This window comes from Pseudomonas sp. NBRC 111133, assembly GCF_001320605.1.
Classification (GTDB): Bacteria; Pseudomonadota; Gammaproteobacteria; order Pseudomonadales; family Pseudomonadaceae; genus Aquipseudomonas; species Aquipseudomonas monteilii.
The window spans coordinates 55,819-78,338 of record NZ_BCBJ01000054.1 but is presented as its reverse complement, the minus strand read 5'-3'; the positions used below and the strand labels follow the sequence as shown (position 1 = coordinate 78,338).

The 22,520-nt window shown below is 61.8% G+C and carries 20 protein-coding genes and 1 tRNA gene; 13 read left to right on the top strand and 8 right to left on the bottom strand.

The annotated features are described in order from the left end of the window. Positions 1 to 65 precede the first annotated feature (65 nt). Positions 66 to 953, top strand: coding sequence for a LysR family transcriptional regulator (locus APH36_RS11100; protein WP_060498652.1), 888 nt, complete (start codon positions 66 to 68; stop codon positions 951 to 953). A 156-nt stretch (positions 954 to 1,109) separates the two neighbouring features. Continuing rightward, positions 1,110 to 1,982, top strand: a complete 873-nt coding sequence (locus tag APH36_RS11095) for a DUF6216 family protein (protein WP_060498651.1) — start codon at positions 1,110 to 1,112, stop codon at positions 1,980 to 1,982. Here the strand turns inward: APH36_RS11095 and APH36_RS11090 are convergent. Further along, positions 1,969 to 2,742, bottom strand: a complete 774-nt coding sequence (locus APH36_RS11090; RefSeq protein WP_060498650.1) for an AraC family transcriptional regulator — start codon at positions 2,740 to 2,742, stop codon at positions 1,969 to 1,971. The two genes, APH36_RS11095 and APH36_RS11090, sit on opposite strands and share 14 nt — an antisense overlap. Before the next feature lie 377 nt (positions 2,743 to 3,119). Between APH36_RS11090 and APH36_RS11085 the strand changes: the two genes are divergently transcribed. The 5 genes from APH36_RS11085 to APH36_RS11065 all read left to right on the top strand — a co-directional run bounded on the left by APH36_RS11085 (position 3,120) and on the right by APH36_RS11065 (position 9,609). Then, entirely contained in the window at positions 3,120 to 4,733 is a 1,614-nt protein-coding gene (locus APH36_RS11085; RefSeq protein ID WP_060498649.1) for an APC family permease, read from the top strand. A 23-nt stretch (positions 4,734 to 4,756) separates the two neighbouring features. After that, positions 4,757 to 5,683 carry a 4-hydroxyproline epimerase gene (locus APH36_RS11080; protein WP_060498648.1) on the top strand — a complete coding sequence of 309 codons (927 nt, stop codon included), beginning with the start codon at positions 4,757 to 4,759 and terminating at the stop codon, positions 5,681 to 5,683. A gap of 41 nt (positions 5,684 to 5,724) precedes the next feature. After that, entirely contained in the window at positions 5,725 to 6,672 is a 948-nt protein-coding gene (locus APH36_RS11075) for a dihydrodipicolinate synthase family protein (RefSeq protein WP_060498647.1), read from the top strand. Between the two features lie 109 nt (positions 6,673 to 6,781). Next, a complete protein-coding gene (locus APH36_RS11070; RefSeq protein ID WP_060498646.1) occupies positions 6,782 to 8,359 on the top strand; it encodes an aldehyde dehydrogenase (NADP(+)) in 1,578 nt (525 codons plus the stop codon). A 2-nt stretch (positions 8,360 to 8,361) separates the two neighbouring features. Further along, a complete protein-coding gene (locus APH36_RS11065) occupies positions 8,362 to 9,609 on the top strand; it encodes an FAD-binding oxidoreductase (RefSeq protein WP_060498645.1) in 1,248 nt (415 codons plus the stop codon). Positions 9,610 to 9,730: 121 nt separating this feature from the next. Here APH36_RS11065 and xenA read toward each other — a convergent pair whose 3' ends face one another. Continuing rightward, complete coding sequence (xenA, locus tag APH36_RS11060) at positions 9,731 to 10,822, bottom strand: xenobiotic reductase XenA (protein ID WP_060498644.1); 1,092 nt, start codon at positions 10,820 to 10,822, stop codon at positions 9,731 to 9,733. Between the two features lie 85 nt (positions 10,823 to 10,907). Here xenA and APH36_RS11055 point away from each other — a divergent pair, with 85 nt between their 5' ends. Next, positions 10,908 to 11,207, top strand: a complete 300-nt coding sequence (locus APH36_RS11055) for a helix-turn-helix transcriptional regulator (RefSeq protein ID WP_060498643.1) — start codon at positions 10,908 to 10,910, stop codon at positions 11,205 to 11,207. A gap of 57 nt (positions 11,208 to 11,264) precedes the next feature. Here APH36_RS11055 and mqo read toward each other — a convergent pair whose 3' ends face one another. Further along, positions 11,265 to 12,902 (bottom strand): malate dehydrogenase (quinone), encoded by a 1,638-nt coding sequence (mqo, locus tag APH36_RS11050; protein WP_060498642.1) that lies wholly within the window; start codon positions 12,900 to 12,902, stop codon positions 11,265 to 11,267. Positions 12,903 to 13,234: 332 nt separating this feature from the next. Between mqo and APH36_RS11045 the strand changes: the two genes are divergently transcribed. The 3 genes from APH36_RS11045 (at position 13,235) to APH36_RS11035 (ending at position 17,297) form a co-directional block, all read left to right on the top strand. Next, a complete protein-coding gene (locus APH36_RS11045; protein WP_060498641.1) occupies positions 13,235 to 13,765 on the top strand; it encodes a sigma-70 family RNA polymerase sigma factor in 531 nt (176 codons plus the stop codon). A gap of 4 nt (positions 13,766 to 13,769) precedes the next feature. Beyond that, positions 13,770 to 14,735, top strand: a complete 966-nt coding sequence (locus tag APH36_RS11040) for a FecR domain-containing protein (protein ID WP_060498640.1) — start codon at positions 13,770 to 13,772, stop codon at positions 14,733 to 14,735. 120 nt (positions 14,736 to 14,855) lie between these two features. Further along, a complete protein-coding gene (locus APH36_RS11035) occupies positions 14,856 to 17,297 on the top strand; it encodes a TonB-dependent siderophore receptor (protein ID WP_060498639.1) in 2,442 nt (813 codons plus the stop codon). Between the two features lie 89 nt (positions 17,298 to 17,386). On the opposite strand, the gene APH36_RS11030 is transcribed toward APH36_RS11035, so the two are convergent. Further along, positions 17,387 to 17,578, bottom strand: a complete 192-nt coding sequence (locus tag APH36_RS11030; protein ID WP_003254720.1) for a YhfL family protein — start codon at positions 17,576 to 17,578, stop codon at positions 17,387 to 17,389. A gap of 189 nt (positions 17,579 to 17,767) precedes the next feature. On the opposite strand from APH36_RS11030, the gene APH36_RS11025 reads away from it, so the two are divergent. Further along, a complete protein-coding gene (locus APH36_RS11025) occupies positions 17,768 to 18,385 on the top strand; it encodes a LysE family transporter (RefSeq protein ID WP_060498638.1) in 618 nt (205 codons plus the stop codon). Here the strand turns inward: APH36_RS11025 and APH36_RS11020 are convergent. Next, complete coding sequence (locus tag APH36_RS11020) at positions 18,363 to 19,313, bottom strand: LysR family transcriptional regulator (RefSeq protein ID WP_082426371.1); 951 nt, start codon at positions 19,311 to 19,313, stop codon at positions 18,363 to 18,365. The genes APH36_RS11025 and APH36_RS11020 overlap by 23 nt on opposite strands. A gap of 106 nt (positions 19,314 to 19,419) precedes the next feature. Here APH36_RS11020 and APH36_RS11015 point away from each other — a divergent pair, with 106 nt between their 5' ends. Further along, entirely contained in the window at positions 19,420 to 20,418 is a 999-nt protein-coding gene (locus APH36_RS11015) for an aldo/keto reductase (RefSeq protein ID WP_060498672.1), read from the top strand. A 238-nt stretch (positions 20,419 to 20,656) separates the two neighbouring features. On the opposite strand, the gene APH36_RS31620 is transcribed toward APH36_RS11015, so the two are convergent. The 3 genes from APH36_RS31620 to purC all read right to left on the bottom strand — a co-directional run bounded on the left by APH36_RS31620 (position 20,657) and on the right by purC (position 22,506). Continuing rightward, the gene (locus APH36_RS31620; protein WP_156342118.1) at positions 20,657 to 20,872 is read right to left on the bottom strand and encodes a hypothetical protein; all 216 of its coding nucleotides are present in this window, start codon (positions 20,870 to 20,872) and stop codon (positions 20,657 to 20,659) included. Positions 20,873 to 21,614: 742 nt separating this feature from the next. Then, positions 21,615 to 21,704 (bottom strand) — tRNA-Ser (locus APH36_RS11000). Positions 21,705 to 21,795: 91 nt separating this feature from the next. Beyond that, positions 21,796 to 22,506, bottom strand: a complete 711-nt coding sequence (gene purC / locus APH36_RS10995; protein WP_011535129.1) for a phosphoribosylaminoimidazolesuccinocarboxamide synthase — start codon at positions 22,504 to 22,506, stop codon at positions 21,796 to 21,798. Positions 22,507 to 22,520 lie beyond the last annotated feature (14 nt).

Genomic DNA, 22,520 nt, shown 5'->3' with positions numbered 1-22,520 from the left:
GCCGATCAATGACATCTATCGCAGACGTGGGTTATGGTCTGCACAACCCTACGCCAGGCACTTTCATGGACATCAAGCAGCTCAAGTTCCTCATCGCCCTCGACCAGACCCGCCACTTCGGCCAGGCGGCGGCGCTGTGCCATATCACTCAGCCGACGCTGTCCATGCGCCTGCGCAACCTGGAGGACGAGCTGGACCTGGTGCTGGTCAAACGCGGCCAGCGCTTCGAAGGTTTCACCGAGGCCGGCGAGCGTATTCTGGCCTGGGCCCGCACCCTGCTCGCCGCCCACGACGGCCTGCAGGCCGAGGCCGCCAGTTGCCGGGGCCAGGTGGTCGGCAGCCTGCGACTGGGCACAGTGCCGCTGGCCAGCTTCAACCCCATGCACCTGCTGCTGCCGCTGCGCGAAAAATACCCCGAACTGCACTTCCAGCTCAGCTCGCTGAGCTCGGAGCAAGTCATCGACGGACTGAGCCGCAACCAGCTCGACCTGGGTATCTGCTACCTGGACCAGGTCAACACCAGCTTCTTCGAAGTACTGGAGCTGGGCACCACCACCATGGGCCTGCTGCACGACACCCGGCACTTCCAGTTTGGCAGCGACACCCTGCGCTGGGACGCGCTCAGCGACATACCGCTGGGCCTGTTGAGCAAGGGTATGCACTACCGACAGTCGCTGGACCTGAGCTTGCGCAGCCGTGGCCTGGAACCGCATGCGGTACTGGAAAGCGACTCGACCTTCCAGCTGATCCAGGCCATCAACACCGGCATGTGCTGCGCGATCATGCCGTTGGACTGCGGCCTCGAAGACCTCAGCGAGCACCTGCGCATTCTGCCGGTGGCCGACGCAGCCATCCACAGCCCGGTCGGCCTGTTGCTGCGCCGCAGCGAGCCGCGCTCAGCCATTGCCGAGCAGTGTTTTGCCGAGGCGTGCAGCTTGTTTGCCAACGCTTGAAGTTCATGCCTCGCGAACAATAAGGAAATTTCCCACAATCAACTCGGAAGTTTCACTAACGACATGTCAGCTTGAGCACTTTTACTATCGTCACCTTATCGGACCCGCCGGCCTGATGCAGACACAAGGCCCGCTTACTTCGCTCAAGGAGCTGACATGACGACTTCCACCAACCTGGCCTCCTCATTCTGGAGCATAGAAACGCTCGCCCCATTGGGCGGTATCGGTGTGGCCATACTGCTGGGGATGGCGTTATGGTTCATCTACAGCCGGGCCGGCTCGCTGTATTTCCTTCGAGACCTTATTTGGCGCAGCTTTGGAGGCACCACCGAATTCGACAGCCACTCGCAGTTGAATACCCTGCGCAAGGAACTGCGGGAGATCGAATTCTTCCGTTATGAGTTCAACATCCCGGCCAATAACCTGGACGAGGCCAGCCAGGCGCACCGCTGGATCGTCGACAACGGCTTTGCGCCCGGCGACCTGAGCCGCAACCGCGCCTACATTGACTGGACTGACTTCAGCGCCCCCAAGTTCGCTACAGCGCGGTTCTCCCCGCGGCGTTTCAAGGGGTTCATTGCCTTGCTGGCCGTACTTGGCATGATGATGGCTCCTCTACCCATGGCGAGCCAGTCGGAATACTTGATGGTATCGCTCAAAAATGACCCGGACTCCCCCTTTTTCTATCTGTCACCGCAGGACATCAAGTTTGAAATGTGGTTTCCGGATGAAAAACTGACGCTCGACCAATGCCGCTCTTCAGAAAGCCTCGCGCCCTTCACCCGGTACATGCCGGAAGAGAAGCTCGACACGATCTGCTCGTTCTTCCTGGCATCCGACTACGGCGCACAAGTAGAAAACGGGGTAAAGGGGCAACGTGGCATTCTGGCGGGGTTGTCCGCGATCCTCATGCTCGGACTCGTGCTGGTTGTACTGAAACTGTCACGCATGGAGCGCGCGCAAAAGGTCTATAACCGCTGGCAGGCCAATATCGCGACGCCTGCGACCACTGCGCCTACAGCGCCGTAGCCTGGCGGTACTGGCGCGGGGTAAAGCCGGTCAGTTGCTTGAACTGGCGGCTGAAGGCGCTGTGGTCGGTGTAGCCGCAGCGCATCGCCACGTCGGTGATCGGCAGGTCCGAATGCAGGAGGCGGTGGGCGTGCTCCGGGCGCGCCTTGTGGATCATCTGTCGGGGCGTGAGGTGAAATACCCGCTTGCAGTAGCGCTCCAGCTGAGCCACGGAAATGCCGGCGATGCGGGTCAGCTCGCCCATGCTGATCGGCTGGTGAAAGTGCTGGCGGATGTGCTCGTCCACTGCGGCCAGGCGCTGGTAGGCCGGGTGAGTGTCGGCGGCTGATTGCAGGTCGACCGAAATGCCCACCAGGCCGATGATCTCGCCCGCCTGGTTGTACAGCGGGCGCTTGTAGGTCAGGCACCAGCCGGGCTCGCGGCTGCCGTACAGGTGCAGCTCCAGCTGGTCTTCCAGCACCAGCCCTTCCTTGAGTACGCGGCGGTCCTGCTCGGTGTAGCCGGGGCCCAGCTGCGCCGGGAACACTTCGGCACTGGTCTTGCCCAGCAACGGCTGCAAGCGCTTGAGGCCACAGCGCTGGACCAAGGTGTGGTTGGCCAGCACGTAGCGGGCGGCCGGATCCTTGATAAAGATGGCGGCGTTGGGGATTACGTCGAGGATCGGCAGCAGCAGGGAAACGCTGGCCAGCAGGGCCTCCAAGGTGGCGGGGCGGTGCTGGTCGAGGGATTGGTATAGCGTTGCCAGGGGAATATCGGTCATCTGTCGGTTCTCTGCTGGCTGTACCGGCCCTTTCGCGGGCAAGCCCGCTCCCACAGGTCCCGGACACACTTCTAATTCTGCGCTGTACTTGTGGGAGCGGGCTTGCCCGCGAAGAGGCCGGCACTACCAACACATCTCTACAGCCCTTATTCGCTAAGGCCTACAGCCTATCCAGCACCCCACCCTCGCCGCCAGCATTTTTTGCAACTGTGCCGATTTCGTCATTCCCTCTGCAGAAAACCATCAAGAACCGCCGCCCTGACCGGTTCACTCTATGCCCCACGCAAGCCGCCCAAGTCCTACAAGCGCGCGGCCCACAAAGCCGCATCTCGTGACATCAGACCTGCCTATCCAATAACCAACAAAAAGGCGAACCCATGTCAGGCAAATTCAAGAAACAGTTATCACTGCTGGACCTCACCTTCATCGGCCTGGGGGCCATCTTTGGCTCCGGCTGGCTGTTCGCCGCCAGCCACGTCTCGGCCATCGCTGGCCCGGCCGGCATCCTGTCCTGGTTCCTCGGCGGGTTCGCCGTACTGCTGCTGGGCATCGTCTACTGCGAACTGGGCGCCGCCCTGCCCCGCGCCGGTGGCGTGGTGCGCTACCCGGTTTACTCGCACGGCCCGCTGCTGGGCTACCTGATGGGCTTCATCACCCTGATCGCCTTTTCCAGCCTGATCGCCATCGAAGTGGTCGCGTCACGCCAGTACGCCGCCGCCTGGTTTCCCGGGCTGACCCAAACCGGTTCAAGCGACCCGACCGTGCTTGGCTGGCTTGTGCAGTTCGCGCTGTTGGGGCTGTTCTTCTTCCTCAATTACCGCAGCGTGAAAACCTTCGCCAAGGCCAACAACCTGGTCAGCGTGTTCAAGTTCATCGTGCCACTGCTGGTGATTGGTGTGCTGTTCACCTTCTTCAAGCCAGAAAACTTCGAGGTCCACGGTTTTGCCCCGTTCGGCCTGTCCGGGGTGGAAATGGCCGTGTCGGCGGGCGGCATCATCTTCGCCTACCTGGGCCTGACACCGATCATTTCGGTGGCCAGCGAAGTGAAGAACCCGCAGCGCACCATCCCGATTGCGCTGATCCTTTCGGTGCTGCTGTCCACCGCCATCTACGCCCTGCTGCAACTGGCCTTCCTCGGCAGCGTACCGACCGAAATGCTCACCAACGGCTGGGCTGCGGTCACCAAGGAACTGGCCCTGCCCTACCGTGACATCGCCCTTGCCCTGGGGGTGGGCTGGCTGGCCTACCTGGTGGTGGCGGACGCGGTGATCTCGCCCAGCGGCTGCGGCAACATCTACATGAACGCCACCCCGCGCGTGATCTATGGCTGGGCGCAGACGGGCACCTTCTTCAAGTACTTCACCCGCATCGATGCAGAGTCCGGCATTCCGCGCCCGGCCCTGTGGCTGACGTTTGCCCTGTCGGTGTTCTGGACCCTGCCATTCCCATCGTGGGAAGCGCTGATCAACGTGGTGTCCGCTGCCCTGGTACTGAGCTACGCCGTGGCCCCGGTCACCGTCGCCGCCCTGCGCCGCAATGCGCCAGACATGCCACGCCCGTTCCGGGTCAAGGGCATGGGCGTGCTCGGGCCGCTGTCGTTCATCATCGCCGCGCTGATCGTGTACTGGTCCGGCTGGAATACCGTGTCGTGGCTACTGGCCCTGCAAATCGTGATGTTCGTGCTGTACCTGCTGTGCGGTCGCTTCGTGCCCACCCAGCACCTGTCACTGGCCCAGCAAGTGCGCTCGTCGGCATGGCTGATCGGCTTCTACGCAGTAACCATCCTGCTGTCGTGGCTGGGCAGCTTCGGCGGCCTGGGGGTCATCGGCCACCCGCTCGACACCGTAGCCGTGGCGGCTTGTGCCCTGGGCATCTACTACTGGGGAGCGGCCACTGGCGTGCCTGCACACCTGGTGCGCCTGGAAGGCGAGGACGAAAGCGAAACCACCGCTGACACCTATGCCGGCCGCCCTGCTGCCGTCGCCTCCTGATCTTTTACGCAAGGGACAAGCCCATGAAACAGATTCACGTCATCGACTCCCACACTGGCGGCGAACCGACCCGCCTGGTGATGAAGGGCTTCCCGCAACTGCATGGCCGCAGCATGGCCGAACAGCGCGACGAACTGCGCGAGCTGCACGACCACTGGCGCCGTGCCTGCCTGCTGGAGCCTCGCGGCAACGATGTGCTGGTGGGCGCGCTGTACTGCCCACCCGTGTCGGCCGACGCCACGTGCGGGGTGATCTTCTTCAACAATGCCGGCTACCTGAACATGTGCGGCCACGGCACCATCGGCCTGGTCGCCTCGTTGCAGCACCTGGGCCTGATCGCGCCCGGCGTGCACAAGATAGACACCCCGGTCGGCCAGGTCAGCGCCACTCTGCATGAAGATGGCGCCATCACCGTCGGCAATGTGCCCTCTTACCGCTACCGCCAGCAGGTGGCGGTGGATGTGCCCGGGCACGGCGTCGCGCACGGCGACATTGCCTGGGGCGGCAACTGGTTCTTCCTGGTTTCCGAACACGGCCAGCGCATCGAGCTGGACAACCGGGAAGCGCTCACCGAGTACACCTGGGCCATGCTCAAGGCCCTCGAAGCCCAGGGCATCACCGGTGAAAACGGCGCCCCCATCGACCACGTCGAGTTGTTCGCCAACGACGCCAACGCGGACAGCCGTAACTTCGTGATGTGCCCAGGCAAGGCCTACGACCGTTCACCTTGCGGTACCGGCACCAGCGCCAAGCTGGCCTGCCTGGCCGCCGACGGCAAGCTTGCCGAAGGCCAGACCTGGGTGCAGGCGAGCATCACCGGCAGCCAGTTCCACGGCCGCTACGAGCGCGACGGCGAACACATTCGCCCGTTCATCACCGGCCGCGCCTACATGACCGCCGACAGCACCCTGCTGATCGACGAACAAGACCCGTTCGCCTGGGGCATCTGACCCCGGCTTTTTCCGACTGAACATTGCGAGGAGTGACAACAATGACTGACAACATCTTCACCGGCACCATGCCCGCCTTGATGACCCCATGCACCGCCGACCGCAAGCCGGACTTCGACGCCCTGGTGCGCAAGGGCCGAGAGCTGATCGAGGCCGGCATGAGCGCCGTGGTGTACTGCGGCTCGATGGGTGACTGGCCGCTGCTGACCGAAGCCGAGCGCCAGGAAGGCGTCGCGCGCCTGGTGGCCGCCGGCATTCCGACCATCGTCGGCACGGGTGCGGTGAACACCCGCGAAGCGGTTTCCCACGCTGCCCATGCCGCCAAGGTCGGTGCCGCCGGCCTTATGGTCATCCCCCGCGTGCTTAGCCGTGGTGCCTCGCTGATCGCCCAGAAACACCACTTCTCGGCCATCCTGGCTGCTGCGCCGAAGCTGCCGGCAGTCATCTACAACAGCCCCTACTACGGTTTTGCCACCCGTGCCGATCTGTTCTTCGAACTGCGCAGCGAGTTCCCCAACCTGATCGGCTTCAAGGAGTTCGGCGGGGGTGCCGACCTGCGTTATGCCGCCGAGCACATCACCTCCAAGGATGAGGCTGTGACCTTGATGGTTGGCGTGGACACTCAGGTGGTGCACGGCTTCGTCAACTGCAACGCCACCGGTGCCATCACCGGCATCGGCAACGCCCTGCCGCGTGAAGTGCTGCATTTGGTGAGCCTGAGCAAGCAGGCGGCCAAGGGCGACGCCAAGGCCCGCCGCCTGGCGCGTGAACTGGAGGCGGCACTGGCGGTGCTGTCGTCGTTCGATGAGGGTTGCGACCTGGTGCTGTACTACAAGCACCTGATGGTGCTGAACGGTGACAGCGAGTACAGCCTGCACTTCAACGAGACCGACGTGCTGACCGATGCCCAGCGCAACTATGCCGAGCAGCAGTACGCGCTGTTCCGTAGCTGGTATGCGAGTTGGTCGGCTGAGCAGAACGTCGCCTGACTTTAGTCCTGCGCGGACTCTTGTAGGACCGGTCCGGCGCCCCGGCAAGGCCGCTCCTACAGGGGCTGCGGTTTCCCTTGATACCCGTATTTGATTCCAAGGAGGCTACATGCCCCTCACAGGCAACCTGCTGATCGGCCAGACGCCGGTAACCGGCAGCCGCGAAGCCATCCGCGCCATCAACCCGGCTACCGGCCAAACGCTGGAACCGGCCTACCTCGGCGGCACCGGCGAACACGTGGCCCAGGCCTGTGCCCTGGCCTGGGCGGCATTCGACGCCTACCGCGAAACCTCGCTCGAACAACGGGCACAATTTCTCGAAACCATCGCCGCGCAGATCGAAGCCCTCGGCGATGCCCTGATCGACCGCGCCGTGGCCGAAACCGGCCTGCCCAAAGCACGCATCCAGGGCGAACGTGGCCGCACCTGCACCCAGTTGCGCACTTTCGCCCGGGTGGTGCGGGCTGGTGAATGGCTGGATGTGCGGGTCGACAATGCCCAGCCCGAACGCCAGCCCCTGCCCCGCGCCGACCTGCGTCAGCGCCAGGTGGCCCTGGGGCCGGTGGCCGTGTTCGGCGCCAGCAATTTTCCGCTGGCGTTCTCGGTGGCCGGTGGCGACACCGCGTCAGCATTGGCCGCTGGCTGCCCGGTGGTGGTCAAGGCCCACAGCGCCCACCCTGGCACCAGCGAACTGGTCGGCCAGGCCGTGGCGCAAGCGGTGAAGCTGTGCGGTTTGCCGGCCGGCGTGTTCTCGCTGCTGTACGGCTCTGGCCGAGAAGTGGGCATCGCCCTGGTCAGCGACCCGCGCATCAAGGCAGTGGGTTTTACCGGCTCGCGCAGCGGTGGTGTCGCACTGTGCCAGGCCGCTCAGGCACGCCCGGAGCCGATCCCGGTGTACGCCGAAATGAGCTCGATCAACCCGGTATTCCTCTTCGAGGCGGCTCTAGAGGCCCGCGCCGAAGCGCTGGCGCAAGGCTTCGTTGCGTCGTTGACCCAAGGTGCTGGCCAGTTCTGCACCAACCCCGGCCTGGTGGTCGCCCGGCAAGGGCCCGCGTTGCAGCGCTTCATCGCTGCCGCCAGCGAGCACGTACAACAGGCCGCCGCGCAGACCATGCTCACCCCGGGCATCTTCAGTGCTTACCAGGCCGGTGTCGGTGCCCTGGCGGTAAACGCCAATGCCGAGGCGGCAGCCAGTGGTCAGGCCGGGCAAGGCCCCAACCAATGCCAGGCCCAGTTGTTCGTGACCCAGGCCGAAGCCTTCCTTGCAGACCCGGCGTTGCAGGCCGAAGTATTCGGCGCCGCGTCACTGGTAGTGGCGTGCAAGAGCGATAAGCAGGTACGCCAGGTGGCCGAGCATCTGGAAGGCCAACTGACCGCTACCTTGCAACTGGACGATGCCGACATCGCCAGCGCCCGCGCCCTGCTGCCAACCCTTGAACGCAAGGCCGGGCGCATTCTGGTCAATGGCTGGCCGACAGGCGTTGAGGTGTGCGATGCGATGGTCCACGGCGGACCGTTCCCGGCCACCTCCGATGCCCGCACCACCTCGGTGGGCACGGCGGCGATCCTGCGCTTCCTGCGCCCGGTGTGCTACCAGAACTTCCCCGAAGCCTTGCTGCCGTCGGCGTTGCAGCACGGCAACCCGCTGCAGCTGCGGCGCCTGCTTGACGGTAAACGGGAAGGCTGAGCATGCTCAAAACCGCTGAAACCGATATCGCGGTGGTTGGCGCCGGCATTGTCGGCGTCGCTTGCGCCCTGCAACTGGCCCGTCAGGGCCGCCGAGTGCTGCTGGTCGACCGTCAGGCGCCCGGCCAGGGCGCATCCTATGGCAATGCCGGGCACCTGGCGACCGAGCAGGTGTTCCCGATTGCCGACCTGTCCATCCTCAAGCGCCTGCCGCGCATGCTGCTGGACCCGATGGGCCCCCTGCGCCTGGACTGGAAGTACCTGCCCAAGGCCATGCCGTGGTTCACCCGACTGCTGCTCAACCTGCGCCCGGCGCCGTTCCAGCGCAGCGTGGCCGGCATCCGCACACTGAACGAAGGCAGCCTGAGTGCCTGGCAGCGCCTACTGGGCTCGATCGGGCGCAGCGAGCTGTTCCAGGAAGATGGCTCACTGCTGGTGTTCGAGAAGCCTGAATCACGCCAGGCGCTGGAGGCCTTGCGCGCACGCATGCAACAACAAGCGGTGCCGGTGGACTTCTGGTCGGCCGAGACCGTACGCGAAGCGGCACCTCAGTTGAATCCGTCATTGCTCGGCGGGCTGTTCTTTCCGAAGACCGGTCATTTCATCGATCCATACAGGGTGGTGTGCGAGCTGTTCGAAGCGGCCAAAGCCAGTGGCGTACGGTTTGCCCAGGCGCAGGTCGAGGGTGGCCGGTTGCACAGCGGCGGGGTCACCCTGGTCAGCGACCAGGGCACGTTCAATACCCGTCAGGTGCTGATCAGCTGTGGTGCGCACTCTGCGAAACTGACCGCCGCACTGACGGGCAAACGGGTGCCGCTGGACACGGAGCGCGGTTACCACCTGATGCTGCCGAGTGAGCACCAGCGCCTGCCGTTTGCGGTCACGTCGCTGGAACGCAAGTTCATCATGACGCCCATGGCCGACGGCTTGCGCCTGGCCGGCACGGTGGAATTCGCCGGGCTGGAGGCACCGCCGAGCATGCAACGCGCCTGGCAGTTGCACCATTTGAGCAAGGGGTTGTTCCGGCAAGACTTGAGTGCCGAAGGGGCTACGCCGTGGATGGGCTTCAGGCCTTCGCTGCCAGACTCGTTGCCGGTGATCGACAGGGTGTGTGACGGGCGGGTGCTGTTGGCGTTTGGGCATCAGCATTTGGGGCTGACCCAGGCAGCGGTGACGGCGGAGTGGGTGGGGCGGTTGGCTGAGCAGGCCAGTAGGCCTGAGAGGGAGGCCTACCGGTTGGATCGGTTTTAGCCTGTTCTGGCCCATTCGCGGGCAAGCCCGCTCCCACAGTATGGCGCAGGGTCTGAAACCTGTGGTGTCCTGTGGGAGCGGGCTTGCCCGCGAATAGGCCAGCAAGGCAGCCCGTCAAACCTCAGCGATAGCGCTCAAGCCAGTGCGCATACGGCGCCGGCAAGGTCCAGGAAGCTTTCTCCACCCCCAGCTCCTTGGCCGCAAAGTACGCCCAGTGCGGATCAGCCAAATGCGCACGCCCTACCGACACCAGGTCCAGCTGGTTGGCCTGCAACGCGGCCTCAGCCAGTTGCGGCGTACCAAAGCCCCACGCCGAGGTCACCGGCAGCTTCGCCTCACGGCGCACGCGTTCGGCAATCGGCCCCATGAATGCCGGTCCCCACGGAATGTTGGTCTCAGGGATGGTGAAACCGACGCTCACGCTCAGCAGGTCCAGGCCACCGGCCTTGAAGCGGCGCGCCAACTCGATCGACTCTTCCAGGGTCTGCTCATCGCGGCCATCGTACTCCAGCACACCAAAACGCGCGGTCAGCGGCAGGTTCTCCGGCCATACTTCACGCACTGCAGCCAGGGTTTCCAGCAGGAAACGGCTGCGGTTGTCGAAGCTGCCGCCGTAGGCATCGGTACGCTTGTTGGCATGCTCGGAGAAGAAGCTCTGGCCCAGATAGCCGTGGGCAAAGTGCAGTTCGATCCACTCAAAGCCGGCATCACGCGCACGGCGGGCGGCATCGACGAAGTCCTGCTTGACCCGGGCGATGTCGTCCAGGGTCATTGCGCGCGGCACGTTTGGCAGGTGCGCGCCAAAGGCAATGGCGGACGGGGCGATAGTCTCCCAGCCACGCGCGTCATCAGCACCCATGTGGTCGTCCCCCTCCCACGGGCGGTTGGCGCTGGCCTTGCGGCCGGCGTGCGCAATCTGGATGCCCGGCACCGAACCGGCCGCCTTGATGGCCTGCACCACCGGCACGAAAGCCTGGGCGTGGGCATCGCTCCAGATACCGGCACAACCGGGGGTAATGCGCCCTTCCGGTGCCACCGCCGTGGCTTCGACCACCAGCAGGCCGGCACCGCCACGGGCCATGCTGGCGTAATGCACCTGGTGCCAGTCGTTGATCAGGCCATCCTCGGCCATGTACTGGCACATGGGCGGAATGGCGATGCGGTTGCGCAGGGTGACGTCTTTTAGGGTATAGGGTTCGAACAGTGCGGACATGGGAAACTCCGGGTTTATCTGAATACTGTTGTTCGATCATAATCGAACTATGGCAATTAATGAAACCCCCGTTATCATGTGAGCCATGCGAGCCTACAAACACCCCACCGCTGAAGACCTGATCCTCGAACGCCTGCTCTATGCGCTGAGCGACCCCGTGCGCCTGGAAATCGTCCGACACCTGGCCGGTGTCACCGAAGCCAGCTGCGGCGAGCTGGACGGCGGCCGGCCAAAGTCCAGCATGTCCCACCACTTCCGTGTGTTGCGCGATGCGGGGTTGGTGCATACCCGCAACGTGGGAACAACCCACATGAATTCGCTGCGTAGCGAAATGCTGGGTGAGCGGTTTCCCGGGTTGCTGGAGTGCATTCTTCGGCAACAGTGAAAGGCAAAAAAAAAGCCACGAGGTCTCCCCCGTGGCTTCTTTCACAACAATGGCCGATTACAGCGCCATGTCGTTCTCCGGCTTGCTCTCAACCGGCTTGCTCACATCGCCACCGAAGTCGACGCTGGCGTCAATCACCGGCGGTTTCTCCAGTTGCAGCACTTCAGCGGTGTAGTTCCACTCTTTCTGGGTGGCCGCCGCCGAATCGTTCAGCTTGGTGCCGTAGCTTGGCACGATTTCCTTGATCTTGGCCTGCCACTCAGGGGTAGCGACCTTCTCCTTGAACACGGTTTCCAGCACGTTCAGCATGATCGGTGCAGCCGTCGAGGCGCCTGGCGATGCCCCCAGCAGGCCAGCGATGGTGCGGTCTTCGGACGCTACCACTTCGGTACCCAGCTTCAGCACGCCGCCCTTCTCGGCATCACGCTTGATGATCTGCACACGCTGGCCGGCCTGCCACAGGCGCCAGTCTTCTTTCTTGGCGTTCGGGAAGTAGGTGCGCAGGGCTTCGAAGCGGTCGTCATCCGACAGCATCAGCTGGCCAGCAAGGTACTCGACCAGCGGGTACTGCTCGATACCCACCTTGGTCATTGGCCACACGTTGTGGGTGGTGGTGCTGCTCAGCAGGTCCAGGTACGAGCCGTTCTTCAGGAACTTGGTCGAGAAGGTGGCGAACGGGCCAAACAGGATCACGCGCTTGCCGTCCAGCACGCGTGTGTCCAGGTGTGGTACCGACATGGGTGGTGCGCCAGTCGAAGCGATGCCGTAGGCCTTGGCCATGTGCTGCATGGCCACGGTCGGGTTCTCGGTCACCAGGAACGAGCCGCCCACCGGGAAGCCTGCGTATTCCTTGGCTTCAGGAATGCCCGACTTCTGCAGCAGCTTCAGTGCGCCGCCGCCGGCACCGATGAACAGGAACTTGGCGTCGGTGGCCGATTCGGTACCGTCCTTCAGGTTCTTGTACTCGACGTGCCAGGAGCCGTCCTTGTTGCGGGTGATGTCCTGCACTTCGCTGGACAGCTTCAGGTCGAAGCCTTTCTGGGTTTGCAGGTGGCCAACGAACTGGCGGGTGATCTCGCCGAAGTTCACGTCGGTGCCGATCGGCGTCCAGGTCACGGCCAGCTTCTGGTTCGGGTCGCGCCCTTCCATCATCAACGGGACCCACTTGGCGATCTGCGCGTGGTCCTCGGAGTACTGCATCGGGCGGAACAGCGGGCTGGCCTGCAGCGCGTCGTAGCGTTTCTTCAGGAACTTGATGTTGTCATCGCCCCACACGAAGCTCATGTGCGGGGTGGTGTTGATGAACGAGTGTGGGTTCTTCAACACGCCCTGGCGTACCTGCCACGACCAGAACTGGCGGGAAATCTGGAAGGCTTCGTTGATTTCGATGGCCTTGGCGATGTTGACGTTGCCGTCTTTGTCTTCCGGGGTGTAGTTCAGCTCGGCCAGCGCGGAGTGGCCGGTACCGGCGTTGTTCCAGCCGTTGGAGCTTTCTTCGGCCACGCCGTCCAGGCGCTCGACCATTTCCATCGACCAGCTTGGCTCCAGCTCATGCAGCCACACGGCCAGGGTGGAGCTCATGATGCCGCCGCCGACCAGCAGCACGTCTACTTTCTTGGTTTCTGCGGCGTGCGCTTGCATGAAGCTTGCAGCGACAGCCAGACCCAGCAAGGTCTTGCCAGCTTTCTTGAACATTGATCAATTCCAGTCAGGAGAACAGAGGGCGGGCCTGTGGCTGGCCCAGGTAAAGCGTGTTCTTCAGCGCAGGCTTGTTGTTGATCATTGTTCAGCAGCCAGAGAACCAGAAAACGACTCGGCCTTTTGTCGAATTGACCGACAACGCTGAATCGTTTTTTTGATTGTATATGAAATGCCAGCACAAACAAATTGCCGGTCCTCGCGTCAAGGTGACGGGTTGTCCCAGGGGATAACAGCAAGCATTACGACGATTGCAGTATTTTTCTGGCACCCCTACTATCGCGATCACTTCTCATTTACACCAGTATGCGCTCGCGCCGGATGCCGCCGTGGTTTCGATCCCAGAGTTGAACACCTCGCTCCATACCCTGTACCACAGCCATTCACGCTGGTTGCTGGGTTTTCTATACCGTCGGCTGGGCAGCCGTTGCGATGCTGCCGACCTGGTGCAGGACACGTTCGTGCGCATCCTCAACCGCCCGAGGCAGTTCGACGGTGAACGCGGTGAGCGCTCGTACCTGGCCACCATCGCTCGCGGCCTGTGTGTGGACCACTGGCGGCGGCAGAAGCTGGAACAGGCCTGGTTGCAGCAGTTGGTCTTGCAGCCCGAGGCATTGCAGCCCTCCCCCGAACAGCGCGCAATCATTGTCGAAACCCTGCACGAGGTGGACGCGATGTTGCTGCGTTTGCCCGGCAAGGTGCGCCAGGCATTCCTGCTGGCGCAGATCGATGGCCTGGCCTATCGCGATATTGCTGCGCATATCGGCGTGAGCGAACGCATGATCAAGAAGTACCTGGCCCAGGCGTTTCTGCATTGCGCCATTCTTGAAGCCGAACTCGACGGGTTGCTGGTGGAGTGACGCCATGACCCCATCCGCACAAAAGCTCAGCCATGCCAGCCTGCAACAAGCCGCGCGGTGGTATGTGCAGTTGCAGGACGACAACGTCAGCCCTCACCTGCGCGCACAGTGGCAGCATTGGCTGGGCCAGCACAGTGACCATCAGGCGGCCTGGCACTATGTGCAACGTGTCGGTCAGCGCTTTACCCCCTTGCAGGGCGAAGGCGCAGCGGCGGGCCGGGCACTGCGTGAGCACGACGCACACCGCTTCAGCCGGCGCACCGGGCTCAAGTCGCTGCTGGTGCTGGGCGCCAGCTCGTTACTGGGCTGGCGGGCCTGGCACGGTGCCCCCTTATCGGGCTGGGGCGCCGACATGGCCACGGGCATTGGGGAAATCCGCGAGACGCGCCTGGCCGATGGCAGCCAGCTGTGGCTGGGCGCACAGAGTGCCGTGGACATGGAGTTCTCCACCTTCAGCCGGGTGCTGAAACTGCGTTTTGGCGAACTGTTGGTGGAAACCGCCCACGACCCGCGTCGCCCCTTCTTCGTCGACACCGCGCAAGGGCGCATGCAGGCGCTGGGAACCCGCTTTGCGGTGTGCCAGCAAGGCGAGAACACCAGGCTGGATGTGTACGCCGGCGCCGTGGAGGTGAGCACCGCGCTCAGCGGAGAGCGCTGCATCGTCCAGGCCGGCCAGCAGGTGGACTTCAGTGCCGAAGGCATCGGCAGTACCCGCCCGGCACAAAGCGCAGGCGAGTCGTGGATTCACCACCGCCTGAATGCCGAAGACATGCCCTTGGCGCACTTGCTGCAAACGCTCGGGCGCTATCGCCATGGGCATCTGGGCTGGCACCCAGAGGTGGCGAATTTGTCAGTGATGGGGGCGTTTCCGCTCAACGATACCGATCGGGCGCTGGAATTACTGCAAGCGGCACTGCCAGTGCGGGTGCAGCGGCTGACGCCGTGGTGGGTCACAGTCGAGCCTGCCTGACCCGCTACACACCCTCCTGTGGGAGTAAAAATATCTGCCAAGCCAGTTCCCTTTTTCCAATCTCGTTCGGTTAACCCGGCATAGCCCTTCCAACTCACCTTACCGACTCCAGAGACCCGCATGCCGACGCCCTTCCACCCCGCGCTTCGCCTGGCGCTTGCCGCCCCGCTTTCACTGTGTGCCGCCACACCGCTGATGCTGTCAGCAAGCCTGGCCCACGCCGAACAGGCGGCCAGCGCCGAAACCAGCTTCAACATCGCCCCCGGCTCGCTCACCCGCGCACTCAACCAGTTCAGCAGCCAGGCCGGCATCTACCTGGCCGGCAGTAACGAACTGGCCGCCGGCAAGACCAGCCCTGGGCTGCAAGGCCGCTACAGCGTCGCCCAAGGCCTGGCCCGGCTGCTGCAAGGCAGCGGCCTGCAAGCCGTGCCGCAAGGTAGCGCCGGCTACGTGCTGCAACCCCTTGCCGATGGCACGGCACTGCAACTGGACGCCACCTCGATCAACGCCGCAGCCCTGCTCGCCAGCAACGGCCAGGGTGATAGCGGCTACCGCGCGGTATCCAGCGCCACCGCCAGCAAGACCAGCAGCGCCCTGGCTGACACCCCGCGCTCGGTTTCGGTAGTCACCCGCCAACGCATGGACGACCAGCAATCGCAAACCCTCACCGAAGTGCTGGGCTACGTCCCAGGCATTTTCTCCCCGCCCTTTGCTGGCGGTGATGGCCAGGCGGGTGACCTGTTCTTCATCCGTGGTTTCAATGCCACTGACTATGGCTACGGCCTGTTGCGCGATGGCCTGCGAGTGCAGGGCAACCGCTACGACACCAGCAGTGAACCTTACGGCCTGGAGCGGGTAGAAGTATTCCGTGGCCCGACGTCGATCCTGTATGGCGAAAACGCCCCCGGCGGCGTGGTCAACCTGGTCAGCAAGCGGCCTACTGCCGAAGCGCGCGGCGAAGTGCAACTGAGCTACGGCTCGCATAACCGCCGCCAGTTGGGCGTGGATGTGTCCGGCCCGCTCACCGATGAGGGCAATGTGCTTGGCCGGCTGGTGATGATGGGCCGCAAGTCCGATACCCAGGTTGACCATCAACCTGATGATCGCCTGTACCTTGCGCCGTCCCTGACCCTGAACTTCGACGATTTCAACAGCCTGACGGTGCTGGCCACCTACCAGCGCGACCGCACCTTGATGGAGCTTGGTTACCCAGCCGCCGGTACCCTGCTGCACAACCCCAACGGCAAGATCGACAAGGACCAGTTGTCCGGCAACCCGGACTGGGACAACTTCGAACGCGAAACCTGGAGCCTAGGCTACGCGTTCAGCCACCGTTTCAACGACACCTGGCAGTTCCGCCAGAACTCGCGCTACATGCAATCGCGCATCGACCGCCAGGAAATGTGGCCAGGCAGCCTGAATAACGGCGGCTTCGGTACCACCCTGAGCAACACGGCCTACGACCGCTACAACAAGTCCATCGCCTACTCGCTGGACAACCAGTTCGAAGGCCACTTCACCCAAGGTGCGTTCGACCACACCTTCCTGGTGGGGGCAAGCCTGGACCGCACCTCATTCAACCAGGACTGGGACGCGGGCAACGGTGGCACCATCAACGTGTTCGACCCGGTGTGGAACGGCAAGCCGAGCACACCCCTGCATGTGCAGAACGCCCTGCTTGAACAGACCATGTACGGCCTTTACAGCCAGATGCAAACCAAGGTGGACAACTGGGTATTGCTGCTGGGCGGGCGCCTGGACCGGGTAAACAGCCAGTTCCGCAACAAGGCCGGCACCCTGAACGCACAAGCCGACATGGACAGCTGGGACAGCAAGTTCACCTGGCAGACCGGCGTGATGTACCCGTTCGAAAACGGCCTGTCGCCGTACTTCAGCTACTCCACCGCCTTTGCCCCGACCCAGCAGACAGAAAGCAAGAGCGGCCCGCTGGACCCGACCACCAGCGAGCAGTACGAAGTGGGTATCAAGTACGAGCCCAAAGGCTGGAACACCGCCTTCACAGCGTCGGTGTACGACCTGCGCAAGAAGGACGACGTGTTGTTCGATTCCACCGTGGGTGACTACCGCCAGATCGGCGCCAGCCGAGCCAAGGGCGTGGAGCTGGAGCTGAACAGCGACCTGAGCGAAAACCTCAACCTCACGGCCGCCTACACCTACACCGATTCGCGCATCACCAAGGACGTGGCCGGCTCACTGTACGAAGACCACCAGATGACCGGTGTACCCCGTAACCAGGCGTCGGTGTGGAGCACGTACCGCTTCCGGGACGGCCTGCTCAAAGGCCTGCAGATCGGCGGCGGCGTGCGCCACTTCGACAGCACCTTCGCATACACCCCGGCGAGCCTGTACGGCAAGCTGGATACCGGCGACGTGACGCTGGTGGATGCCAAGGTCGGCTATGACATCGACGAGAACTGGTCGGTCGAGGTCAATGCCCGCAACCTGTTCGACAAAGAGTATGTGGCAGGCTGCAACAACGCCGGCCGTTGTTACTGGGGTGAAGAGCGAACCCTGCTGGGAACAGTGTCGCTGCGCTGGTAAGTGGCCCATCAACAAAAAACCCCCGGCCATGTACATGACCGGGGGCCTTGGATCACGCCGCAAGCGTCGCGATCAGGGTACCGCCAAGATTACTGCTGCTGAGGCAGTTTATCGATCGGGCCGCAGCCACCGATGATCTTGGAGATGGAAACCGAAGGGTGGAACAGGTAGTCGTAGGTGCAGTTTTTCGGCTGGTTGTAAACCTGGCCAGTGCAACCCGACAGCAGGGCAACACCCGAAACTACAGCAACGGCTACGGTGGCCTTGAACAGCTTTTTCATTACTAAGTCCTTTAAATGAATCATCTTCGACCATCGTCTGATGGCGGCGGGATGATACAGAAAACAGGCATTGGATCCAAGTCGCGCTTGGCAATGATGGATTGCGAATGTGCAACAACAGGTTGTAAAGCACGCGGTTGGCGACGATAGTCATGACTCTGCCTTTGCACTGCTCTACAGGAGCTCACCATGCTCGGCGTCACCGACTACGGCGCATTCGTCATCGCCTTCATCATTCTTCTGGCCATCCCGGGCCCGGGCAATTTTGCCCTGATCACTGCCACCGGCAAGGGCGGCATCAAGGCAGGCCTGGCCGCGACCTGTGGGGTGATCGTCGGTGACCAGGTCCTGTTGTGGCTGGCGGTAGCTGGCGTCGCCACCTTGCTGGCCACCTACCCTGCAGCCTTCCACATCGTGCAATGGGCCGGCGCCGCGTACCTCGCCTACCTGGGCCTGCGCATGCTGTTGAGCAAACCGGGTGACGCGCCGCGCACCAGCCGCATGGACAACGGCCAATACCTGCGCCAGACCCTGCTGATCACCCTGCTCAACCCCAAGGCGATCATGTTCTACATGGCGTTCTTCCCGCTGTTCATCGACCCGGTGAAGCACCAGGGGCTGGTGACCTTCGGTTTCATGGCCGCGACGGTGGCTGTGGTGACGTTCCTGTACGGGTTGATTGCCGTGGTACTGACGCACCGGCTGGCCGAACGCATGCGCGCCAACCCCCGGATTACCAACCTGTTCGAGCGGCTGGCAGGGGCTTGCCTGGTAGGGTTTGGCATCAAGCTGGCGGCAATGCGCTGAGTGGTTCGGGCGCAAGCTCGGGCCGCCAGGGTGCCAGGTGCTGGTAATACTGATTGCACCACTCAATGAAGACCCGCAGTACGGCGGAGTTGTGTCGGTGGCGGGGATAGTACAGGTAGTAGCCCGGGATGGGGTTACACCATTCTTCTAGCACGCTGACCAGCGCGCCGCTTTCGAGGTGCTCGGTGGCATAGGTCCGGTGCACGTAGGCCAGGCCGACGCCGCTGATCGCCGAACGGATCATCAACTCGTCGTCATCCAGCGTTAGCGGCCCCTGTACGCGCACGGTCATGAACGCGTCGCGGTGCTGGAACTCCCAGCCATACAGCACGCCGCTGGGAAAGCGCCTGCCAATGCACGGAAACTGGCGCAGGGCTTCAGGGCTGGCCGGGCGGCCATGGGCTTCGATGAAGGCCGGCGAAGCCACCACCGCGAAGCGTTGAGGCGGGCCAATGGGGATAGCAATCATGTCCAGCGCCACACTCCCGCCAAAACGCAAGCCGGCATCGAAGCCCTTGTCGACGATGTCGATGATGCTGTCATCGCTGACCATCTCAATCTGGACATCCGGGTATTGCGCCAGAAACCCGTTGATGATCGGTTCGATCAATACACGGCCGCCTGGGCGCGGCACGTTCAGGCGCAAGGTGCCTTTGACCGAAGCGGTGAACGCATGCACCTCATCCAGGGTTTGTGACAAGTGACGCAAAATGGGCTCGACTTTCCCAAACAGCAAGCCACCGGCCTCGGTCAGCACTACACTGCGGGTCGTGCGATTTAGTAATTTGACCCCGAGGCGGTCTTCCAGCGTACGCATCGAGTGGCTGAGGGTGGAAGGTGTAACGTTGCGCTCTTCGGCAGCCTTGCGAAAGCTGCGGTGCTTGGCGACGGCCAGAAAATTGATCAGTTCATTGATGTCAGCAAGCATGGGATTGATGATTTTTTTTCACTGAGGCATGCCCGGGAATTTCAGTTCTTGCCCGTTTAACCGTACGTTAAGGTTTACGCATCAACCACTTACAGGGGGCTTGGGCGTGAAAAGACGTGTATTGGGCAAGGAAGGACTGAACGTTTCGGAATTGGGCCTTGGGTGTATGGGCATGAGCTTCGCCTACGGCGGCGCTCCCGAGCAGGAGTCGATAAACACCATTCACCAAGCGGTGGAACGGGGCATCACATTTCTGGATACCGCCGAAGTGTATGGTCCCTATACCAATGAAGAACTCCTTGGAAAAGCGATAAAGCCTATCAGGTCGAAAGTTCAGATCGCCACCAAATTTGGCTTCAAGATCCTCCCTCACGGCAGCGGCCTGAGCCGCATGGCTGGCGTTGACAGCCGCCCCGTGCACATTCGCCAGGCCGTGGATGCCTCGTTGCAGCGCCTGGGCATCGAAACCATCGACCTGTTGTACCAGCACCGCGTCGACCCTGCCGTGCCCATCGAAGATGTCGTCGGCACCCTGTCGGAGCTGGTGGCCTATGGCAAAGTCCGCTTTATCGGGTTGTCCGAAGTCTCCACCGAAACGCTGGAGCGTGCCCACGCTGTGCACCCCATCGCGGCAGTACAAAGCGAGTATTCGCTGTGGTCCAGGGAACCGGAGGCCGGCATGTTGGCGCTGTGCAAACGCCTGGGGGTGGGTTTTGTGCCTTACAGCCCGCTGGGGCGCGGCTTTCTGACCGGGGCCATCAAGACCGCGCAGACCTTGGCCGAAGACGACTTTCGCAAGACCCTGCCACGCTTCCAGGAGCAGGCCCTGCAAGACAACCTGACGGTCTTGCAGCAGTTGCAGACGCTGGCAACGCAAAAAGGCTGCAGCCTTGCGCAGTTGTCGCTGGCCTGGCTGCTCAGCCAGGGTGAGCACATTGTGCCGATTCCGGGAGTACGCAAACTGGCGCACCTGGAAGACAACGTAGGCGCTACGCAGGTAGTGCTGAGCGCCAGCGACCTGTCCGCCATCGATCGTGTATTCGCGGCAGCGCCAATCAGCGGCGCGCGCTACCCCGATGCAGAGCTGGCACTGGTCAACCAGTAGCTTCGAACCTGCATCTTCAGGGCGGTGTGCCTGCTCCACCGCCCGCCTTCTAATTTCAAGGGAATGACGGAACATGGTGAATACCCCTACCGGACGCGCTCGCATGACGATTGCGATCTGGGCCGACCATGGTGCGCAAACACTACGGCCGCTGGATTTCTAAAGATACTAAGAGCATGGCAGATATTGTATCCAAGATGATGGGATTTGAGATCATCTTAGCAATCCAAAAAAATGATCACTTTCGACCCTGCCTGATACGCTCTACAAGCGCTTCAAACTCATCAAACGAAAAGTAAGGCTTCTTAAGCGAATCAAACAACGTCGGATCAATTTTTTCATATTTGAAACTAGAGGCGCCATTGATTGAAAATTTTTTATCCAAGGCGCCACCTATCTCAGTCAATGCCAAGTCTAATGTTTGTATAGCCTCATCAATAACCGTAACACTCAATTCGCTAATTCTGTACAGCGCTAACAATCTTCCAGGCTCAACCGCGCCATGCAAAGTAACGTTGATCGCCTAGCAGAATTGATTCTATAGCTTTGGCCGCTTTCTCGTTAGCGAGCAAGTCCAATATTTTATTATCTACGAAGTCCCGAATTCCTGGAGACTCGGGCAGAGGTTCGATTGCAAGAAAACGAAATTGATTATCATCAAAAGGAAGCAGCGAAGTTTTTTTACAGATACCAGCTCACTCAACTTATGTAAAAGTTGAAATTTGACTATCCGCAAAACCCTAAGCGAATCATTAAATTCTCTAGTTACCTCGGAATTCTTTTGAAATGCGTAAGCAGCGAAAGCACCAAGCATTGCACCGCCGAGACCTGTAAAAATTGGGCCCACTACATCCTTAGAATATGAAATTAACACCTGGTCAACGAGGCTGGTGGCTGGCGGGTAGAACGCAAAAAAAAACAAGACCAATTGAAACGCGAAGAAGAGACCAAATAAAACACCGATGCCGATATCTTTCCACATCATACAATTTTGCTACCACCGCAGGGCAGCCCTCCTCCATAAGTGAACCGCCCAGCCAGCCTCCCCAAGAAACGACCCGGCGTCTTGGACTGACAAGGTCCAACGCGGCCTATCGAGGCCAAATTATGCCCTAAATCTGCCCTAAACATCTGCTCGAAAACGACGAAGCCCCCGAAAACATCAACGTTTTCGGGGGCTTCGGCTACTTCGCGTATGGCGGAGAGATAGGGATTTGAACCCTAGGTACTGTTGCCAGTACAACGGATTTCGAATCCGTCCCGTTCGACCACTCCGGCATCTCTCCAATGCCGCGCATCTTACCAGCGTTTTTTTAAAACGCAAACCTTTTTTTCAAAAAAATCGCGTGGTATCAGGCGCTTGCGTGAACGCGCCGCTTACAGCGGCACGCCCAGGCGCTTGGCAACTTCTTCGTAGGCTTCGATCACGTCGCCCAGGCCCTGGCGGAAGCGGTCCTTGTCCATCTTCTTGCGGGTTTCTTTGTCCCACAGGCGGCAGCCGTCCGGGCTGAACTCGTCGCCCAGCACGATCTGGCCGTGGAAGACACCGAACTCCAGCTTGAAGTCGACCAGCAGCAGGCCGGCGTCATCGAACAGCTTGCTCAGCACTTCGTTGACTTTCAGCGACAGCTTCTTCATTTCGACCAGCTGCTCGGCGGTGCCCCAGCCGAACGCGACAACGTGGGATTCGTTGATGAAGGGGTCGCCCTTCTCGTCGTTCTTCAGGAACAGCTCGAAGGTGGACGGCTCCAGCTTGATGCCCTCCTCCACGCCCAGGCGCTTGACCAGGCTGCCGGCAGCGTAGTTACGCACTACGCATTCGACCGGGATCATGTCCAGCTTCTTCACCAGGCACTCGTTGTCGCCCAGCAGCTTGTCGAACTGGGTCGGCACGCCGGCTTCTTCCAGCTTCTGCATGATGAAGGCGTTGAACTTGTTGTTCACCATGCCTTTGCGGTCGAGTTGTTCGATGCGCTTGCCGTCGAACGCCGAGGTGTCGTTACGGAACAGCAGGATCAAGCGGTCGGCGTCGTCGGTCTTGTAAACCGATTTGGCCTTGCCGCGGTAGAGTTCGTCGCGTTTTTCCATGATTGGGCTCCGCT